This is a genomic window from Mesorhizobium sp. M0174 (genome assembly GCF_040322275.1).
Taxonomy (GTDB): domain Bacteria; phylum Pseudomonadota; class Alphaproteobacteria; order Rhizobiales; family Rhizobiaceae; genus Mesorhizobium.
In genome coordinates, this window is sequence record NZ_JAMYTB010000001.1 from 670,162 (window position 1) to 690,401 (window position 20,240).

Genomic DNA, 20,240 nt, shown 5'->3' on the forward strand with positions numbered 1-20,240 from the left:
TAGGTCTTCGCTGCCGCAGCGCCCGCCGGTCACCTTCCGCCCTTCCATCGCTATAGAGTGAAGTGCCAGCATGTCCGAACAACCTTTGCCGACGCTGCCGATGTGGCGCGTCGATCACATTGAGCCCTCGCCCGAGATGTTGGCGCTACGGGCCAACGGTCCGATCCACCGCGTGCGCTTCCCGTCCGGGCACGAAGGCTGGTGGGTGACAGGCTATGACGAGGCCAAAACGGTGTTGTCCGACCCGGCGTTCCGGCCCGCGGGAATGCCGCCGGCGGCATTCACCCCGGATTCGGTGATTCTCGGTTCGCCAGGATGGCTGGCCTCGCACGAGGGGGGCGAGCATACGCGGTTACGCACGATCGTGGCGCCGGTCTTCAGCAACGGTAGGGTGAAGCTGCTCGCGCAGCAGGTCGAGGCGATCGCCGCGCAGTTGTTCGAGAGGCTGGCGGCCCAGCCCCAGCCCGCCGATCTGCGGCGCCACCTCTCCTTTCCGCTTCCGGCCATGGTCATTGGCGCGCTGATGGGCGTGCTTTACGAGGATCACGCCTTTTTCGCCGGGCTGTCCGACGAGGTGATGACGCACCAGCATGAAAGCGGCCCGCGAAGCGCGTCGCGCTTGGCTTGGGAAGAACTGCGCGCCTACATTCGCGGCAAGATGCGGGACAAGCGCCAGGATCCGGGCGACAACGTGCTGACGGATCTGCTCGCGGCGATCGAACAGGGCAAGGCGACCGAGGAAGAGGCGATCGGCCTGGCGGCGGGCATGCTGGTGGCGGGGCACGAGAGCACGGTCGCGCAGATCGAATTCGGCCTGCTGGCCATGTTCCGCCATCCGCAACAGCGCGAACGCCTGGTCGGCGATCCATCCCTGGTGGACAAGGCGGTGGAGGAAATCCTGCGCATGTACCCGCCGGGCGCCGGCTGGGACGGCATCATGCGCTATCCGAGGACCGGCGTGACCATCGCGGGCGTGCATGTTCCCGCGGAGAGCAAGGTGCTGATCGGCCTGCCGGCGACGTCGTTCGATCCGCGCCATTTCGACGACCCGGAAATCTTCGACATCGGACGTGACGAAAACCCGCACTTGGCGTTCTCCTACGGGCCCCACAACTGCGTCGGCTTGGCGCTGGCCAGGCTGGAACTCAAGGCGGTGTTCGGGTCGATCTTCCAGCGCTTTCCCGCGCTGCGCCTGGCCGTGGCGCCCGAAGAACTGAAGTTGCGCAAGGAGATCATCACTGGCGGGTTCGAGGAGTTCCCTGTGCTCTGGTGATGCGCGGACGCCACCAGGAATCGCGATGTTCTCGAATTGCCGGCGCGCCTGCCGCGCGCCGATCAGATCAGCCAGCCAACAGGTGACTAAGATGGACGTGCAAGAAACCACGGCAGCATGCCGGGACGCCTTCGCCGAACTGGCGTCGCCAGCGTGCATTCAGGACCCGTACCCATTCATGCGGTGGTTGCGCGAGCACGATCCGGTACATCGCGCGGCGTCGGGCCTCTTTCTGTTGAGCCGCCACGCCGACATCTACTGGGCGCTCAAGGCAACGGGCGATGCTTTTCGGGGGCCGGCACCAGGCGAACTGGCGCGCTATTTCCCGCGTGCGGCGACTAGCCTGTCGCTGAGTTTGCTGGCGTCCACTTTAGCGATGAAGGAACCTCCAACGCATACGCGTCTGCGCCGGCTGATCTCGCGCGATTTCACCATCGGCCAGATCGACAAGCTGAGGCCGACCATCGCTCGCATTGTCGCAGCGCGCCTGGACGGCATGGCGCCCGCACTGGAGCGCGGGGAGGCAGTGGACCTGCATCAGGACTTCGCGCTGGCCTTGCCCATGTTGGTTTTCGGCGAACTGTTCGGCATGCCCCGGGACGACATGTTCGGGCTCGTCGCCGGCATCAGCGCCATTCTGGAAGGCCTGAGTCCGCACGCCAGCGATCCCCAGCTCGCCGCGGCGGACGCGGCCAGCGCCAGGGTGAAGGCCTACTTCGGCGACCTCATACAGCGCAAGCGCACCGATTCCAGCCACGACATCGTGTCAATGCTGGTCGGCGCACACGACGGCGATGCCGAGATGCTGTCGGATGCGGAATTGATCAGCATGCTCTGGGGCATGCTGCTGGGCGGCTTCGCCACCACTGCCGCGGCCATCGGCCATGCGATCCTGGTGATGCTGGCGTATCCCGAACAGCGGCACTGGCTGCAGGGAGATGCCGTGGGGGTGAAGGCATTCGTCGAAGAAGCCCTGCGCTACGACGCGCCTGCTATGTTCAGCTCCATTCCGCGTATCGCCCAGCGCGACATCGAACTGGGCGGCGTGGTGATCCCGAAGAACGCGGACGTGCGCGTTCTGATCGCGGCCGGCAATCGCGACCCGGACGCCTTCGCCGATCCCGACCGCTTCGATCCCGTGCGGTTCTACGGCACCAGCCCTGGCATGTCGATCGACGGGAACATCATGCTGACCTTCGGCCACGGCATCCACTTCTGCCTTGGTGCGCAACTGGCCCGGGTGCAGTTGGCCGAAAGCCTGCCGCGGATCCAGGCGCGCTTCCCCACGCTGGCATTGGCCGAGCAGCCGACCCGGGAGCCCTCCGCGTTCCTTAGGACGTTCCGCGCGCTGCCGGTCCGGCTGCATGGGCAGGAGGGCTGAGATGCGCGTCGTGGTCGATCAGGATCTGTGCGGAACTACCGGGCAATGCGTGCTGACGCTGCCGGGCACCTTTCGCCAGCGCGAACCGGACGGCGTGGCCGAAGTGTGCGTGGCGACGGTCCCGCACGCGCTGCACGCCGCCGTGCGGCTTGCGGCCAACCAGTGCCCGGTCGCCGCCATTCGGGTCATCGAAAGCGACGCCGGCCATGACGAGCGCGCCAGCGCCGACCCGGCGCCTTCTCCGGCGCAGGCCCAGCGGCATGCCGCGAAAGACCAATGCAATTCAGGAGAAACGATGGGACGGTTTGAAGGCAAGGTGGCCGTGGTGACCGGCGCTGGCGCCGGCATCGGCAAGGCATGCGCTCTCGCCATCGCGCGCGGGGGCGGCAGAGTGGTGGTGGCCGACATTGATGGCTCGGCGGCCATAGCCTGCACCGCGCAGATCGCGGCCGAAGCAGGCCACGCGCTGCCCATAGCCATGGATATCGCCGAGGAGCAGGCGGTGGCAGCGCTGTTCGAGACGGCGGAGCGGCACTTCGGGGGGGTCGACCTGCTGGTGAACAATGCGAGCGCCATGCATCTGACCCCGCGCGACCGCGCGATCCTCAACCTGGACCTGGCAGTCTGGGACCAGACCATGGCGACCAATCTGCGCGGCACGCTGCTCTGCTGCCGGCAGGCCATCCCACGGATGATCGCCCGCGGCGGTGGCGCGATCGTCAACATGTCGTCGTGCCAGGGGCTCAGCGGTGACACGGCGCAGACGTCCTACGCCGCGTCGAAGGCGGCGATGAACATGCTCTCGGCTTCGCTCGCCACCCAATACGGTCATGCGCAGATCCGCTGCAACGCCGTTGCGCCGGGTCTCGTCATGACCGAGCGTCTCCTCGCCAAGCTGGACGAGTGCATGCAACGGCATCTGCGCCGGCACCAGCTCCTGCGGCGCGTCGGCCGCCCCGAGGATGTGGCCGCGCTGGTGGCGTTCCTGCTCTCCGACGATGCTGCGTTCATCACCGGCCAGGTCGTGTGCATCGATGGCGGCATGCTGGCGCATGTGCCGACATACGCCGACGGTGGCAACAGCTGCGCCGCGCGCCCTGCCGGCGACACCGAACTGGCGGCGGCGGCGCGCTGCTGATGGACATACTGCTCAACCCACTCAACCGTCGGCACCGGCTGCGATGCGACGTCCCGGTCATGCCTGGCGCTTTCCCCCTGGTCGGGCACCTTCCCGCGATCGTCTGCGACCTGCCGCGCCTGCTGCAGCGCGCAGAAAGGACGCTGGGTAGCCACTTCTGGCTGGATTTCGGCCCTGCCGGACACCTGATGACCTGCGTGCATCCGGATGCGTTCGCACTGCTCCGGCACAAGGACGTGTCCTCGGCGCTGATCGAAGAGATCGCGCCCGAATTGCTTGGCGGAACGTTGGTTGCCCAGGACGGCCGCGCGCACCGGCAGGCGCGCGATGCGATCAAGGCGGCGTTCCTGCCCAAGGGGCTGACCCAGGCCGGCATCGGCGACCTGTTCGCGCCCGTCATCTGGGCGCGGGTGCAGGCGTGGCGCGAGCGCGGCGACGTAACCATCCTGCGCGAAACCGGCGACCTGATGCTCAAGCTCATCTTCAGCCTCATGGGAATCCCCGCGCAGGACCTGCCGGGATGGCATCGCAAATACCGGCAACTGCTGCAGTTGATCGTCGCGCCCCCGTTCGACCTGCCCGGACTGCCCTTGCGGCGAGGCCGCGCCGCCCGCGACTGGATCGACGCGCAGTTGCGCCAGTTCGTCCGCGACGCGCGCGCGCATGCCGCGCGCACCGGGTTGATCAACGACATGGTGAGCGCCTTCGACCGTAGCGACGATGCGCTTTCCGATGACGTCCTGGTCGCCAATATCCGCTTGCTGCTGCTTGCCGGTCACGACACCACTGCCTCGACGATGGCCTGGATGGTGATCGAGCTGGCGCGGCAGCCTGTGCTGTGGGACGCCCTGGTCGAGGAGGCGCAACGCGTGGGCGCGGTGCCGACCCGGCACGCGGACCTGGCGGAGTGTCCGGTCGCCGAGGCGCTGTTCCGCGAGACGCTGCGCCTGCATCCGGCGACCACGCTCCTGCCGCGTCGCGCCCTGCAGGAATTGCAACTCGGCCAACGGCGCATTCCCGCGGGCACCCATCTGTGCATCCCGCTGCTGCATTTCTCGACCTCGGCGCTGCTGCACGAGGCGCCTGATCAGTTCCGCCTGGCACGGTGGCTGCAACGCACGGAGCCGATCCGGCCGGTGGACATGCTGCAGTTCGGTACCGGCCCACACGTCTGCATCGGCTACCACCTGGTATGGCTGGAAATGGTGCAGTTCTGCATCGCCTTGGCGCTGACCATGCACAAGGCCGGGGTGCGGCCGCGGTTGCTGAGCGGCGTCGAAAAAGGCCGGCGCTATTACCCGACTGCACATCCGTCCATGGCAATCCGCATAGGCTTCTCATGAGCTGGCATCGCATGCCCCGTGTGGCGAGGCAGCGGCGCCGGCGAGGCGCGGCATTGCTCCACTCGGCGCGCGCGCTCGGTGCGACGCCGGCAACACCGCGGCGGCTTGGCGCTCGCCGTGGCCATCTCGTGTCAGGTACAAGGACATGAAAAACATGCAGACCGGTTCCACGCTATACGACGACCGAACTGGCGTTTCCGCGCTCCGCGGATTGGGCGCGCAGGCGCGCGGCGCATCCGGCAGGCTGCTGCCGGAGATTTGGATGCAGGACGGCGCAAAGCGGGTCGAACAGGCGCTGGCGCGTCTTCTCTGCGCCGAAGACGACGGTGAGACCGAGCTGATGGCGGCGATGCGCTACGCCACCTTGCATGGCGGGAAGCGCACCCGCGCCTTGCTCTGTCTGGCTGCCGGCGCACTGGCCGACACGCCGGCGCACATGCTCGACGACGTCGGCGCCGCCATCGAGATGATGCACGCCTGTACCCTGGTCCACGACGATTTGCCCGCGATGGACGACGACGTGCTTCGCCGCGGCCTTCCGACCGTGCACGTCAAGTTCGGCGAAGCCACTGCGATCCTGGTCGGCGATGCGCTGCAGGCGCACGCCTTCCTGACCCTGGCGAGCCTGGATGCGCCGGGCGACAACCGTATCGCGCTCGTGCGCGAACTGGCGCAGGCCGTGTCCGCCGAGGGTGCCGCAGGCGGGCAGGCCATGGATCTGTCGCTGGTCGGAAAGCACGCCGAGCTGGACAGGATCGTGGCGATGCACCGGATGAAGAGCGGAGCGCTAGTGCGCGCGTCCGTTCGCATGGGCGCGCTATGCTCCATCGCGGAGGATGCCGCGCACGCTGCGCTGTACTGTGCGCTCGATCGGTACACCGCCTGTTTCGGCCTGGCGTTGCAGGTGGTCGACGACATTCTCGACGCGACAGCGGATACCGCGACGCTGGGCAAGACCCCCGGCAAGGACGCGGCGGCGCAGAAGCCGACCTGCGCGTCGATCATGGGGCTGCAGGCAGCGCGCCAGTTCGCGCTGGATTTGTTGCGCGACGCCGGGGAAGCCATCGCCCCGTTGGGGCCGCGTGCGGAACGGTTGGCGCAGATACTGCAGCGGGCCAACGGGTATCTGTTCAAGCACGCGCCATGCGCATGAGCACGCCCGTCCCCATGGAGTCGCCCCTGTGCCGCTGCGATCGGCCGGCGGCAGCGGTGCATGCTGCACTATGTCCGAGTCCGCGGCGATGTGCGCGGCGTCTGCCGATCCTGGTTCTCGTCAACCGTCTGCAGAAGGAACATCCCGCGTGAACGCGCTGTCCGAACAGATCCTTTCCGAATTGCGCCACCTGCTGAGCGAGATGAGCGACGGCGGCAGCGTCGGTCCGTCCGTCTACGACACGGCGCGAGCTCTGCAGTTCCACGGCAACGTCACCGGCCGGCAGGACGCATACGCGTGGCTCATCGCGCAGCAACAGGCCGATGGCGGATGGGGAAGCGCGGACTTCCCGCTGTTCCGCCATGCGCCCACGTGGGCGACGTTGCTGGCATTGCAGCGTGCCGATCCTCTTCCCGGCGCTGCCGACGCAGTTCAGGCTGCAACCCGGTTCCTCGAGCGCCAGCCCGATCCCTACGCGCATGCGGTGCCGGAAGACGCGCCGATCGGCGCGGAGCTGATCCTGCCGCAGTTGTGCGGCGAGGCCGCATCCTTGCTGGGCGGCGTGGCGTTTCCGCGCCACCCGGCGCTGTTGCCGTTGCGGCAAGCGTGCCTGGTCAAGCTGGGGGCGGTGGCGACGTTGCCGAGCGGCCATCCGTTGCTGCACTCCTGGGAAGCCTGGGGGACGTCGCCGACCACCGCATGCCCGGATGACGACGGCAGCATCGGCATCAGTCCGGCGGCCACCGCCGCGTGGCGTGCGCACGCCGTGACACAGGGGAGCACGCCGCAGGTCGGGCGCGCCGACGCGTATCTGCAAGCGGCATCGCGGGCGACGCGCAGCGGCATCGAAGGTGTCTTTCCCAACGTCTGGCCGATCAATGTATTCGAGCCATGCTGGTCACTGTACACCCTGCATCTGGCCGGTCTGTTCGCGCATCCCGCGCTCGCCGAGGCGGTGCAAGTGATCGTCGCGCAGCTCGACGCCCGCCTGGGCGTGCGCGGTCTGGGCCCGGCCTTGCACTTCGCGGCCGATGCGGACGATACCGCCATTGCGTTGTGCGTCCTGCGCCTCGCAGGCCGCGACCCGGCGGTCGATGCGTTGCGCCATTTCGAAATCGGCGAGCTGTTCGTCACCTTCCCCGGCGAGCGCAATGCCTCGGTGTCGACCAACATCCATGCCCTGCATGCGTTGCGACTATTGGGAAAGCCCGCCGCCGGCACCAGGGCCTACGTCGAGGCCAATCGCAACCCGCACGGTCTATGGGACAACGAAAAATGGCACGTTTCGTGGCTGTATCCCACCGCGCATGCGGTCGCTGCGCTGGCGCAAGGCAAGCCCCAGTGGCGCGACGAGCGCGCGCTGGCGGCGCTGCTGCAGGCGCAGCGCGACGACGGCGGCTGGGGCGCCGGTCGCGCGTCCACATTCGAGGAAACCGCCTATGCGATGTTCGCGTTGCACGTGATGGACGGGAGCGAAGAGCCGACAGGGCGCCGGCGCATCGCGCAGGCGGTGGTGCGTGCGCTGAAGTGGATGCTCGCCCGCCATGCGGCGCATGCATTGCCGCAGACGCCGCTGTGGATCGGCAAGGAACTGTATTGCCCCACCCGGGTGGTGCGCGTGGCCGAACTCGCCGGGTTGTGGCTGGCGCTTCGTTGGGGGCGGCGCGTCCTGGCCGAAGGAGCAGGAGCGGCGCCATGATCCAGACCGAACGCGCTCTGCAACAGGTGCTGGAGTGGGGGCGTTCCCTGACCGGGTTCGCCGACGAGCATGCCGTGGAAGCGGTCAGGGGCGGCCAGTACATCCTGCAGCGCATCCACCCTAGCCTGCGCGACACCAGCGCCCGCACCGGCCGCGATCCGCAGGACGAAACGCTGATCGTGGCGTTCTATCGCGAACTGTCGCTGCTGTTCTGGCTCGACGATTGCAACGACCTTGGCCTGATCGCGCCGGAGCAGCTCGCCGCGGTGGAGCAGGCGCTGGGGCAGGGCGGGCCGTGCGCGCTCCCCGGATTCGAAGGCTGCGCTGTGCTGCGCGCTTCGCTGGCCGCGCTCGCCTACGATCGTCGCGACTATGCTCAGCTTCTCGACGATACCCGGTGCTACTGCGCGGCGCTGCGCGCCGGACACGCGCAGGCGGCAGGGGCGGAACGCTGGTCCTACGCCGAGTACCTGCACAACGGCATCGATTCGATCGCCTACACGAACGTGTTCTGTTGCCTGTCGTTGCTGTGGGGGCTGGACATGGCGACCTTGCGCGCGCGTCCGGCGTTTCGCCAGGTCCTGCGGCTCATCTCCGCGATAGGGCGCCTGCAGAACGATCTGCATGGACGCGACAAGGACAGGTCGGCCGGCGAGGCCGACAACGCGGCAATCCTGCTGCTGCAGCGCTATCCGGCTATGCCTGTGGGGGAGTTTCTCAACGACGAACTGGCCGGCCATATGCGCATGCTGCACCGGATGATGGCGGAAGAACGCTTTCCCGCGCCGTGGGGACCGTTGATCGAGGCCATGGCGGCCATCCGCGCGCAGTACTACCAGACCTCGACCAGCCGCTACCGCAGCGACGCTGCGGGGGGAGGCCAGCGTGCGCCGGCCTGAACGCACGGGAGGCGGCGGCGTGCGCGCGCTGCCGTCGGTCCGATCCGGCGCAACGCCGTCGCCCGATGCGATGGATGGAGCGAGCATGAGCGACACCGCCCTGAGCCGGCGCAAGGACGACCATCTGGACATCGTGCTGGATCGGCGAACGGCGTCGGCCACGGTCGCCGCCGGCTGGGAGTACATCCGTTTCGAACACTGCGCATTGCCCGAGTTGGACCTGACGCAGATCGACCTGCGCGCCTCGCTGCTGGGCAAGACCATCCGCGCGCCGCTGCTGATCAGCTCCATGACCGGCGGCATGCCACGCGCCGAGGCCATCAACCGGCATCTGAGCGAGGCAGCGCAAGCCTTGGGGATCGCCATGTGCGTCGGTTCGCAGCGCGTGAGCCTGCAATCCCGCAACTCCCAGGGGCTGACGCGCGCGCTGCGCCGCCTGGCCCCAGACATTCCCTTGCTGGCCAATATCGGTGCCGCGCAACTGTGCGAGGCCGACGGCCTGGACCTGGCGCGCCGGGCGGTGGATGCGCTGGAGGCCGATGGACTCATCGTCCATCTCAATCCGCTGCAGGAAGCGGTACAACCGGAGGGCGACCGCGACTGGCGCGGCGTCCTGGCGCAGATCGCTCGCGCCGCGCGCAGCGTGGGCGTGCCGATCGTGGCCAAGGAAGTGGGGTCGGGCCTGTCCGCTTCGGTGGCCTGTGCGCTCGTCGACGCGGGCGTGGCGGTGATCGATGTCGCCGGCGCCGGCGGCACCAGTTGGGCCGCGGTGGAGGGCGAGCGCGCCCGCGATGCCGCCGACCGTGCAGTGGCGATGGCGTTCGCCGATTGGGGGATTCCGGCCCCGGCCAGCGTGCAGGCGGTACGTCGGGCGCTGCCAATGGTGAAGCTGATCGCGTCGGGCGGGATCCGCGACGGCGTCGACGTGGCCAAGGCCATCCGCCTGGGCGCGGACATCGCCGGGCAGGCGGCCGGGGTCCTGCGCGCAGCTACGATATCCACCGAGGCGGTTGTCGCGCATTTCGAGATCGTCATCCGCCAGTTGGCCGTCGCCTGCTTCTGCACCGGCTCGGCTGATCTGGCGACGTTGCGTCAGGCGCGCTTGTTGCCCTCGGCACATCCGCCCACCGGTTGATGCCGGCATCGCCCGCACGTGGCGGCGGGCGCCTAGTCTTACTGAGTCAGAAAGTCGCGGATGCGGGGGATTTGCGCTGGTCGCGGATTTGTTCGGGTGCTGCTTCATGATCAGGGAGGCGCCCCGCCATGCCCGACTGGACAGCCGAGAATGAAGCCGCGTTCGACGCCTATGTCGATGCTTTGACGGGTGATCGGTCACGCCGACCGAGCTGAGCCCCTGAAGGGTCGGAACAAGGTGCGCCGGGAGACCGGCAAGGAGTAGATGGTGCAAATCCATTGCAATGAAGGAGTAGCGATCCACATTGACTCCGAGTCATGCGGCAGCACTGCAGAACGCAGTCGTGAATCATGAGGCGGCTTAGGGGCACCAAATCGAACCGCCGAGAAAGTCCCATTATCGTTTTGATTACCGTGACTTAGGCTGGTGCCTCGCAGAGACCAAATTCCGATGTTGTGGACCTTATGCGATCCCAATGTGGACCGCGCGTCGATCATACAGGCCGAAACGCCTTAGGCAATCGATATTACCGCCCACGGGCAGCGGATCATTTCTGGTTGATGAACCGTAAGGCACCAGTCAAAACTCTTGCCCCCGCCGGTTGCACTGGTCATAACTTCGCTCGCGGAGCGATAGGGGGAAGTCATGGAGTCGTAGGCGAGATTTGCAGCCGGTTGAAGAGGAGCCCGGCTATCGCAGAAATCGCGACACTCGGAACAACCGCGATCACGAGCACGCCAGATAGGTCGGTATAATGTTCCCACAGATCAGGGGTTCGGGGCGAAGGAATAAGGCCAGAGCGCCCCACAATGTAATGTTCAACAAGGCACAACCGACGAACAGGAGCAACCAGAAGTGTTTAGTGCGAGGTTGTGAGGAATAGAATGAAACGACCAAGCCTAAAATGAACAGCCCCAGACAATGGCTAACCGCGAAAGCTTGCCCAAAAAACGACAGGGGGATTTTTCCATTCCAAGGGCGGACTAGCATAACTAGTTGGAGACAACTCGGAATCGCGACCATCAAGATGCTGAGAAGTGCGTCATCGACGCCTTTGACGCGACCCAGGACGAAGTTTAGTCCAAAAATCCCGACTAGAACGGCAGTTCTGCACCTGAGAAGCTATATCCGAGACCCTTTGACCTACCGCTGCTCTGCGCCAAGTGCGATACATAATGTTATGCTGTTCTAATATTTCTCCAATTTTCCCTTTATGTTTTTCCGTGAATTTGGCGATACTTACTTTCAGGTCGGCCCTTTCTTTGTCCGTAACCATCTCGTCCCTCCATTGGCCGCCTGACAATTTCTGACACATAACTGACAGTGAAAGGAATATCCGGCGGCCGGGCTTCAGGCAACAATGCGGTCACCCTGCTAAAGGGAAATCGCAAGAAGATGAAAATGCTGAAGTCTACCTCGACGTCGTTCTTCCTGTTACTGGCTGCCACGAGCACCGGCCACGGCACGGACGCCTACACAGCTACCAACCCCCACGACAATAGCTACGTCGAAAGGCCCGTTGCTCCCGCCGTCACTCCGCCGAGCCACCTTTTCGTGGGTCCGCTCCCGGATGGCAACGCCGTCGGCAGCGGCTCCTACACCACGCAGGGCGGTGTCACCTTTCAGGGCTATGGCGGCACCGCTGGTGGCGGTAGCGGTGGCGGCTCGGTGACCTTCCCGATGCCGGGCGGCTAAGCTGCCTGGACGGAAAGGAGCGCCTCTAAGTTCATTCCGGAGGCGCTCCTCAGAATTCACGTCAAGGAGATCAAGATATGCAAAAGCTTTTAAACGCAATCTATGTAGCAATGCTGCTCACCATGGCTTCACCAGCTGAGTCGGCCGAACCCGGTAATCTTTTGCCGGAACCGACCGACTATTCTAGCTCAAACCGCCGCCTGAGCCGCCGACTGGCCCGACTATCGGGCCGCGCCAAGATCGGATCATCCCGCCGGGATGCGGGATGAACTGCCCCGGACCGTTCGACAACTATCCGGGACAGGATCTGCCGTCCCGCCTTCCAATGCCGCTTCCTGCGCCCTGGATCCGCTGAACGAACCTCGTGATGCAAGAATGCAACGGCGCTTCTGTGCGCAGTAACCCAAATGCGTGGTGGGTCGACGGTTTGCATTGCGTGCCCCTGAGGTTTTCGACACCTGCACGGGAGCTTCGACAACAGGAGAACTCGGTGCTGTCCGCTTCGTCGGCGCGCCGGTCAAACTCCATGGCAATACCGATCAACTCATCAGTCGTAGACGGTGTGGCCGTGGGTGGTCGGCGGAGCCATCATATCTCCGGCGCAGTCGCACGCGCCGTCAGCTTCTTGTAAATGGCAAGCCGAATTATACGGTCCGCAAAGCGCGCTGACCTCATCAGAGTATGCCCTGATGCGCCTACCATCACCAAGCGCGTGACTTCGTTTCGACTTAAACTCCATAACGCTGAGCGCTTGTCGAATGAGATGATAGCTGTCCGGCCAACGGACCGGTTTCTTATTGTGTTAGGTGGAACCTTGAATATTCTGACCACATGACAATAGAGAATGAAGCCGCCAGTGAAGCCGTGGCACGGCTTGGCCTACTGAAGCCCGAGGCGGCGAAAACAATCTCCAGACTACTGCTAGCCGAGATGGGGGACCATCCTCGCGCGATCTGCACAGCCTATCGGAAGAACGGCGTTCAAATCTCCCGTGAAGAAAAGAAGGCGCTCGGCATCCGCGTCAACGCATTCCTTAGCTACGCTGCTTTCAACGAGTTGTCGGAAGCCGGAAAGGGCGCCCCACTCAGCGCCCATGAGACGACGCTTCTAAGAGCGACATTCAGCGTTCTGCGATATAGGGCTGTCGAGAAGGAAACAGACTTTCGTAAGCAACTTGGTGCGTGCTTTCTGGGATTCGAGTACGACGTTCTGGCGGCGAACTGTCCGACCTGTATTGGCTTGAACGGGACGATCGCAAGAAGCGCTAAAGAGGCCATATTTCCGAATCCCAGTTGCACTTGCGTGACCGCGAACTACGGCCTTCGCCCAAAAGTTGATTGGCTTGCTGATGTCAGTTAGGTGATGTGTCAAAGCCCGGCCCGGTTCACCAGTGAGACTAGAAAGCTTTGCATTGGAGATCCTGTAAGCGTGCTGGCCAAGCCGCCAACGCCTCGTTGGTAAAAATAGCCGACGAAGCGGCGGTATCGATCTCTATCTACAAAGTCGCACCGAGGGGCGAGGATGCGGACAGGCACGCGTTAACGGCGTTGGCTGCCTTGAAATACCAAGCTGCGAGGACACGAGCAGGCAGATGGCTGCAGATAACAGAATGTTCTGCATTCGACATACCGAGGAAAAAAGAAGAATCAGTACAGGCTGGAAAAACCAGTGGCATTGTCTGTTCGAAATGTGGTCCCTGTTCAAAAAAACGATTCTCTGTGCGCTCAATGGAGTCATGAATCCTTAATGCGACGCTCTGACAGTAAGCCTCCAATGTTGAAAGCGCGGGCCAGGAATGGGGCGCACGTATTCCAAGCGCTTCAGCGCATAGCGGACGTCACGTCTCGCAATGTAGTGCGAGGCATCATTTCCCGTAACGACGATGCGCAAGCCTCATTGCCAAATGTCAACCTCCTACGAAAAAACGTTCCCACGGAAGCCTTAGCCAGCGCTACCGATGTGTTGATGGGAAAACAGGGAGCTTATCCATTCACGAACGTAGGACATACTTATCGATCACAATTACGCTTACATAATCTAGAAGCAATTAGCTCGCAGCGCGAAATAGCATTCATGTCTGGTCGATTAAACAGCTGGCACGACGAGACCCTTGAAGTACTCGGAGCCATGAAGACTCTCGCTCCACTAACGCGTTCAGACGATGTCGATGCCCTAAATGCACTCGCTTTGTTCGCTGAACGTTGGGGCTCCTCAAATTTCGTGACGAAAAAAGTCGCATACATCGTTGCGACATCAGCAAACGAACCAGAGTTGCAGGAAGCTTTCGCGGAATTTTCTAAAGTACTCGATCACCACAAATACCCGTCGCCTCATTATATATCCATGGAGGCTTTGGATATGAATTTCCCATATTTCGACACGTTGACTTCCAGGATCAGAGTTGCGCTTCGGTTTTTGGACGATGATTTCAGAAAGATTCTTCCGCTCTTCAATGTCTGTCCTACGCCGATCAGCGAAGCTGACATAGGGGCATTCCTCCGAAAATGTCACTCGATGTCTTTCGTGGATGAAGTTTTGGGGATGCTAGTTGTTCGCCGACTAGGCAGTGAGTGGCCAACGATCGGTTCATATGTGGAAAAATGGTTGAATCCGAAAATAAGCGGCACGATGGAGGAGGTTGGCGGTACACCATTTGAAACAGAGGAACTCGTGTCAGACGTGGCCCCGCGGTCCGCTGATCTGGCATACTACAGACGCTCCATGGCGTTTCTTGAATTCGACGAGCCAGCAACTTTCAGAAACTACGCGGACAGGATCATCGGTCCGAGGCTCCTACCAATAGCTGGCGCTGCCCCAATCTCGGAACCTGATCCGCCTTCCAAACGCGACTTGACTAAACGCCTTTTCGGATTCCGGAAGCACGAGGATTATCGAAAACCGCAGAACAAGGGTTCGTTTCTAAGAACTTTAGATTTTTTACGGTTCATATCGTCGTCATCTTACGAGCCTCTGAATCATTACGAGATAAGATATATATTTGATAATACTACTTCGTTAGACATATTATTGAACGAACCTGAGATCGAAAAGCTATACTCTTCAGCAGATGAGAAATCACGCCACGTGATAGCGGTCTTGTCGTTGGCACTACACAAAGCGAAAGCGCATGACGAAGATGTAGATTTTAAGTTTCGTTTCGAGATGGCCCAAACCGTCCTCTCAAGCTTCTCAGGCTCAATAGAGGCGTTTATCGACTGGTTGTTGGAAGATACTCCAGAAATAGCCAATTTCTTGCTGCACACGCTGGATAGAACGACGCTCCAAAAAATTTATTGGATAGTAAAGTCGCCCGATCAGGCTGATACAACTCGTCAGTACCTACTTCGGGCTGTAGGAAAACGGAAGCAGAAGCTGGAATACTTTGTAGAGGCTGATGCAATAGAGGCCCAGCGCGGTGTGGCAAAATTGAGAAAATACTTTGATGATAGTCGGATATACGTCGATGGTATTGCGATGAAGCGGTGGCTTGTAGATAATCCGAGCGCATATGCACAGCAATACGAGCGTATTATTGGACACAGCGTGGATCTTAATAAAACCAGATCGGAAAAGGCAAAGATATCTTTCGAGGACGTCGTTATAGATATAACCGTCGCGGCGGCGTACGACTATATCTTATTTGAGTTCGCTAGAATTGCGTTTGCAGAGTTTTGTCTTAATAACACGTTCGGCATAGAGTCATATTTAGGGAGGCGAATTAGGCATAATACGTTGAGTGGCATGATGAGAGACGGTGTAGAAACTCTCAAAGATGCGGTGCATTTCCATCTTTTGATGACTGATGATCATTTCATGCTCGCTTATGATCTTTGGGTAAATGACTATCGGGCATTGATAGATAAACTAAGGCGCGAGAACTTGCAGTTCAAGGCGCAGCAACGCCCGCATGGGTGGTTCTCCGCAGAAGTTACGTTAGAAGATCCGACGACGCATGCAAATCTCATAAGCCTACGACAGCTTGCGGTCGCGGGGGGAAGCATTGATGTTTTCTACGATTTGATGGTGCGGTTTTGTTGGCAACAGATCGAGCCGCAGCTAAAGACCGTCGCGAAGAACATCACAGAAGACGTTTTGAATTCGGCACTCGCCGATATTGATAATCGGTTCCACGGGTTCAGCAGTGCGCTGCATAGGCAATTCAGGGCCGAAATTACAGATGCCATCCATGATAGGTTTGCGCGGCTAGGTAGCTGGTTCAGAGAACCTGAGAGCGGCTTTGTCAGTGCTACACCGAGGCAATTAGGTGACTTAGTCCAAATGGAAGCTGTGGGGGTAGGGGGCCATCCTGCGTTGGCATGGTCGGGCGACGCGGAAGATTTAGAACTCGATGGCTTGTCGGTCCATCGCGTTTACGACTGCTTGTCGGTGCTCATCCGGAACGGAGTTCACTACGGAGACGAAGATCGGTCAATATCGATCGCGGTGGAACGAAAAGGAATGCCAGTTCCGCATCTTGAAAGACTGCGCTTCTGCGTAGCGTCCGTAATCTCAGACGGCGATAAGCGATCAGAGCACGTTGATCGTATCAGGGCCAGCCTTGATGCCGAGGATCTTGCTCAGGCTATGGTGCGCGAAGGCTACACAGGAATTAAAAAACTGCGGTTCATCACCAAGCATAGTGAGGGGACATGCAGCGTCCAATTGAGGAGTCACGAAGAGGTAATTGAGATCGAGTTTACCCTGACGGTCGAGCTTGCCGGAGCGAGTGCGTCCTGATGCGAAAGCTATACAATCTTCTTTTGGTCGAAGATGAAGAGCACAAAACTAACGATTTGCTTCGGAGACTAGAGGTTGCAGGATTTGGCAAACCGACAGTCGCAACAGGGGTTAGAGACGCGGTCTTGGCAGTGATGCAAAGGCCGTTCGACCTCATCGTTTTAGATATGGCGCTTCCCACATTTGCAAAAGGTGAGGTGGCGAGTGCCGGAGGTGTAGCTCAATCAATGGGGGGTATCGAAATTCTACGCGCATTAAAATCTAGTGGCGCGAAAGCGAATTTGATTATCGTCACTCAGTACCCGGAAATTCTCATTAATGGGGAGAAGATAAGGCTATCAGCTTTGCCTCGGCTTTTGACGGCGCGCTACGGGCAAAATGTATTGGGATCAATATTGTATTCATTCAAAACACCGGAATGGGAAAAAAGCTTTGATGCGGCGCTTTGGAGATTGACGTGAGAATAGTCGTATTTGAGGATGACAACGATAAATACGCTTCTATAGCAAAGGTGTTGATCGCAAAAGGAGTGAAGGAAAACGCAATAAAGCGGATAGATAATATAGCGAAGTTCGTCTCTATAGCTAAAGAGGATTTCGATCTTTGTGTTATAGATTTGCTTATGCCTACCATTCCGAAGGGCGGCGCAACGAGCTCTGGAATGGAGATCCTCCATATGCTGGACTATGCTGGCAAAAAACGTGTCCCACTCTTAGCAATCACATCGTTTGTCGATGAAGCCGAGAAGTATCGGGATGCGTTCGCGGCTCGCGGATGCATAATTTACGATTTCAACCGGACAGAAACATGGACGGCCGCGTTGGATGTCTTTCTTGCTCAGGCCCGCGATCGCGGTCGATATGATTTTGTGATCTTCACTTCTATCTCTGAGGAGCGCACGGCCTACCTTAGATTGCCGGGTTTCAAGCACGAAAGCTTGCTTCGGTATGGCGTCGATCATTGGGACCTAACTTTGGGTTCCGCCGATGGAACAGTCATATTGTTGCAGCGCATGGGACTTGTGAACGCATCTGTGGAGATTGCGCGTGTCTTGGAGCTGTATGCGCCTCGAATTGTCGCGATGAGCGGCATTTGCGGCGGTGTGGCTGGTAATTCTGTCCTCGGACAACTGCTCGTGGCCGAGCGCTGCTGGGAGTATCAGTCCGGCAAGTGGTACGATGATGCATTCAAGGCGGAGCCTTACCATTCAGTCATGCCGGGACGGACCGGGACAGTTTTAGCAAAAATGATCGAAGGCCCTGACGTTGTTACTCAGTTTGAGGCTGGCTTTCCTGGAACAGTACGCCCCCGAACTATCACGCAGCCTCGTATTGCACCATTTGCTTCGGGTTCGGCAGTGATCGCTAGCGAAAAGCGGCTCCGCAGTGTTTCCGATCAACACAGGAAAGTCGCTGCGATCGATATGGAAACGTTCGGGCTGTACCGAGCGGTCGAAATGTCGGGTAGAGATGTCCATTCGTTTTGTGCGAAAACCGTTGTTGATATGGCTAACGTAGCAAAAGACGATGAATTGCATTTTTACGGAAGTTACCTGTCGGCAAAATTCACACTGGCGGCTGTTGAGAATTTGGTCACGGAAAAAAGGCATTAGTCATTTAATTAGACACTGCCTTTTATGGCAGCCTGTTGCGCGAACAATTGGCAGCATACCCCAAATGGCCCCAGAACAGGTTTTTCGTCAACTTGCCGAGCCATCTAGTCCGGTCTGGTGCATGCCACCAGCCGAAAAATCGAAATTAGGTTACAACCGAATAGCGAGGCAATTTCGCAATCTCCGCCGCCATGGTCTTTAGCGTGACCTCGCCGTAGGTATCGGCAACCGTACTAGCTGCCTGAACATCCAGAATACGGGGAGGGTGACCTTGCCCCTCTGATCTAATCCGGTGTGAAGTTCGTTCTGGCCCATCGAGAGGACCAGGACATGAAACGTAGCCGCTTCTCTGAAGAGCAGGTCATCGGAATTTTGAAGGAACATGAGGCCGGGGTATCGGTTGCCGATCTGTGCCGCAAGCACGGGGTCAGCGACGCCTCGATTTACAACTGGAAGGCCCGCTTCGGCGGGATGGATGTCTCCGAGGCTCGGCGACTGAAGTGTAAGCGGGTAGCTGATGCCGTTCAGCGATGGTAGTTCCAAGGCATGAGCGCCTCGATAGCGCTGTTTGGCCAGCCATTGGCGATGCGCTCGAGGGTCTGGGTGAGCCAGGCGTGCGGATCGACCTGGTTCATCTTGGCGGTGGTCAGCAGCGTGGCGATGGTGGCCCATGTCCGTCCGCCGCCGTCGCTGCCAGCGAAGAGGCTGTTCTTTCGGGTAATTGTCTGTGGCCTAATGGCGCGCTCGACGGTGTTGGAGTCGATTTCGATGCGGCCGTCGGTGAGGAAGCGCTCCAGCGCGGCACGCCGGCCGAGCGCATAGCGGATCGCCTCGGCCGGCTTCGATTTTCCCGACAGCTTCGGCAGCTCCTTTTCCCACAGCGCAAAGAGAGCGGCAACGACGGCGGCGGATTTCTCCTGACGCGCAGTTATCCGTACTGCCGGGTCCTGGCCGCGTACGGCCTCCTCGGCGGCCCACAGTGGGGCCATCTGCGCCACCGTCTGCGAGGCGATAACGGAGGAGCCTGCGGCATGCAGTTCGTAGAACTTGCGCCGCACGTGCGACCAGCACGCCGCCAGCGTCACGCCGTCGTTGCCCCGATCGGATCGGGCCAGCCGGTTATAGGCGGCGTATCCGTCGACTTGCAGGATGCCGCGATAGCCGTCCAGATGACGGGCGACACATTCGCCGGCGCGGCTGTCCTCGAAGCGGTAGGCGACGATGGGCGGTCCACTGCCGCCAAAGGGCCGATCATCGCGGACATAGGTCCAGAGGTAGGCCGTCTTGGCCTTGCCAGATCCCGGCGCCAGCGTTGGCAGCGTGGTCTCATCGGCGAAGACCCGCTCCCCCTGCTTGATGCGGGTCAGTGCGTAATCGGCGAGCGGCTCGAGCTCGAAGCCGAGCTTGCCCATCCACTGCGCCATCTGTGACCGGTCGATCTCGACCTGATCGCGGGCATAGATCGCTTCCTGGCGGTAGAGCGGCAGGCCATCGGCGTATTTCGACACCGCGATCTGCGCCAGCAGCGCTTCGGTCGGAATGCCGCTTTCGATGATGCGGGCGGGCGCGGCTGCCTGGATGACGCCGTCCCAACCCTTGTAGGCATATTTGGGGCGACGCGTAACGATCACCCGGAACTTCGCCGGGGTGACATCGAGCCGTTCGGAGACGTCCTCGCCGATCAGGATCTTTTCCAGCGCTTCGCAGCCAGCAGGCGTCTCGGGCTCGATGACCACCTCGACCCGTTCGAGATGGGCCGCAAAGCCTTTACGAGGGCGCGGGGCGCGCTTCGCTTTCGAGCCGCCCGCAGACTTCTCCATCTGCGCTTGGATGGCCGCCACGCCGGTTTCGATCTCGTCGAAGACCAGAGCGTACTGCTCCTCGCTCAGCGCACCGGCCCGTAACCTTTCGGAGCGGCTGCCGAAGCGCGACCGCTCCAGCATCTTCACCACCGCCGTCAGTCGTGCGATCCGCTCCTCGGCGCTCTTGTTGACCAACTCGAGATGCGTATTGTGGGCTTCGAGATCGGCATTACGCTCTTCCAGACCGCATCGCCTTGAGCGCGTCAACGTCTGTCGATGCCGGCTCAATACTCCCCAGAAGTGCCGTTTGAATCTTCCCCAGTATAGCGCTGCCGCCGGTCTTCCGGAGCGCGCTCCGGGAGACCGGCGGCGC

14 protein-coding genes and 2 pseudogenes are annotated in these 20,240 nt (G+C 61.1%); 15 read left to right on the forward strand and 1 reads right to left on the reverse strand.

Going from position 1 to position 20,240, the window contains the following annotated elements:
- Positions 1-70: 70 nt before the first annotated feature.
- The 15 genes and pseudogenes from NKJ13_RS03300 to NKJ13_RS03370 form a co-directional block, all read left to right on the forward strand.
- Positions 71-1,273, forward strand: coding sequence for a cytochrome P450 (locus NKJ13_RS03300; RefSeq protein ID WP_352777098.1), 1,203 nt, complete (start codon positions 71-73; stop codon positions 1,271-1,273).
- Positions 1,274-1,364: 91 nt separating this feature from the next.
- Complete coding sequence (locus NKJ13_RS03305) at positions 1,365-2,654, forward strand: cytochrome P450 (protein WP_352777099.1); 1,290 nt, start codon at positions 1,365-1,367, stop codon at positions 2,652-2,654.
- A gap of 1 nt (position 2,655) precedes the next feature.
- Positions 2,656-2,781: pseudogene (locus NKJ13_RS31580) on the forward strand (ferredoxin); the annotation flags it as partial.
- 168 nt (positions 2,782-2,949) lie between these two features.
- Positions 2,950-3,792 (forward strand): SDR family oxidoreductase, encoded by an 843-nt coding sequence (locus tag NKJ13_RS03315; RefSeq protein ID WP_352777125.1) that lies wholly within the window; start codon positions 2,950-2,952, stop codon positions 3,790-3,792.
- Positions 3,792-5,135 (forward strand): cytochrome P450, encoded by a 1,344-nt coding sequence (locus tag NKJ13_RS03320; RefSeq protein ID WP_352777100.1) that lies wholly within the window; start codon positions 3,792-3,794, stop codon positions 5,133-5,135. Before NKJ13_RS03315 ends, NKJ13_RS03320 begins: the two co-directional genes overlap by 1 nt.
- 154 nt (positions 5,136-5,289) lie before the next feature.
- Positions 5,290-6,288 carry a polyprenyl synthetase family protein gene (locus NKJ13_RS03325; protein WP_352777127.1) on the forward strand — a complete coding sequence of 333 codons (999 nt, stop codon included), beginning with the start codon at positions 5,290-5,292 and terminating at the stop codon, positions 6,286-6,288.
- 148 nt (positions 6,289-6,436) lie between these two features.
- Positions 6,437-7,987: a hypothetical protein gene (locus NKJ13_RS03330; protein WP_352777101.1), complete on the forward strand. Its 1,551-nt coding sequence runs from the start codon at positions 6,437-6,439 to the stop codon at positions 7,985-7,987.
- Entirely contained in the window at positions 7,984-8,886 is a 903-nt protein-coding gene (locus tag NKJ13_RS03335) for a terpene synthase family protein (RefSeq protein ID WP_352777103.1), read from the forward strand. Before NKJ13_RS03330 ends, NKJ13_RS03335 begins: the two co-directional genes overlap by 4 nt.
- 70 nt (positions 8,887-8,956) lie before the next feature.
- Positions 8,957-10,021 carry a type 2 isopentenyl-diphosphate Delta-isomerase gene (gene fni / locus NKJ13_RS03340; protein ID WP_502901874.1) on the forward strand — a complete coding sequence of 355 codons (1,065 nt, stop codon included), beginning with the start codon at positions 8,957-8,959 and terminating at the stop codon, positions 10,019-10,021.
- Between the two features lie 1,395 nt (positions 10,022-11,416).
- Complete coding sequence (locus tag NKJ13_RS03345; RefSeq protein ID WP_352777106.1) at positions 11,417-11,716, forward strand: hypothetical protein; 300 nt, start codon at positions 11,417-11,419, stop codon at positions 11,714-11,716.
- Positions 11,717-12,547: 831 nt separating this feature from the next.
- Positions 12,548-13,075 carry a hypothetical protein gene (locus NKJ13_RS03350; RefSeq protein WP_352771760.1) on the forward strand — a complete coding sequence of 176 codons (528 nt, stop codon included), beginning with the start codon at positions 12,548-12,550 and terminating at the stop codon, positions 13,073-13,075.
- Between the two features lie 309 nt (positions 13,076-13,384).
- The gene (locus NKJ13_RS03355) at positions 13,385-16,453 is read left to right on the forward strand and encodes a hypothetical protein (RefSeq protein WP_352777109.1); all 3,069 of its coding nucleotides are present in this window, start codon (positions 13,385-13,387) and stop codon (positions 16,451-16,453) included.
- Complete coding sequence (locus NKJ13_RS03360; protein WP_352771764.1) at positions 16,453-16,914, forward strand: hypothetical protein; 462 nt, start codon at positions 16,453-16,455, stop codon at positions 16,912-16,914. The genes NKJ13_RS03355 and NKJ13_RS03360 overlap by 1 nt, the downstream gene beginning before the upstream one ends.
- Entirely contained in the window at positions 16,911-18,065 is a 1,155-nt protein-coding gene (locus NKJ13_RS03365) for a phosphorylase family protein (RefSeq protein WP_352777111.1), read from the forward strand. Before NKJ13_RS03360 ends, NKJ13_RS03365 begins: the two co-directional genes overlap by 4 nt.
- A gap of 330 nt (positions 18,066-18,395) precedes the next feature.
- A pseudogene (locus tag NKJ13_RS03370) lies at positions 18,396-18,566 on the forward strand (transposase); the annotation flags it as partial.
- Between the two features lie 23 nt (positions 18,567-18,589).
- Here the strand turns inward: NKJ13_RS03370 and tnpC are convergent.
- The gene (gene tnpC, locus NKJ13_RS03375; protein WP_502901867.1) at positions 18,590-20,134 is read right to left on the reverse strand and encodes an IS66 family transposase; all 1,545 of its coding nucleotides are present in this window, start codon (positions 20,132-20,134) and stop codon (positions 18,590-18,592) included.
- Positions 20,135-20,240 lie beyond the last annotated feature (106 nt).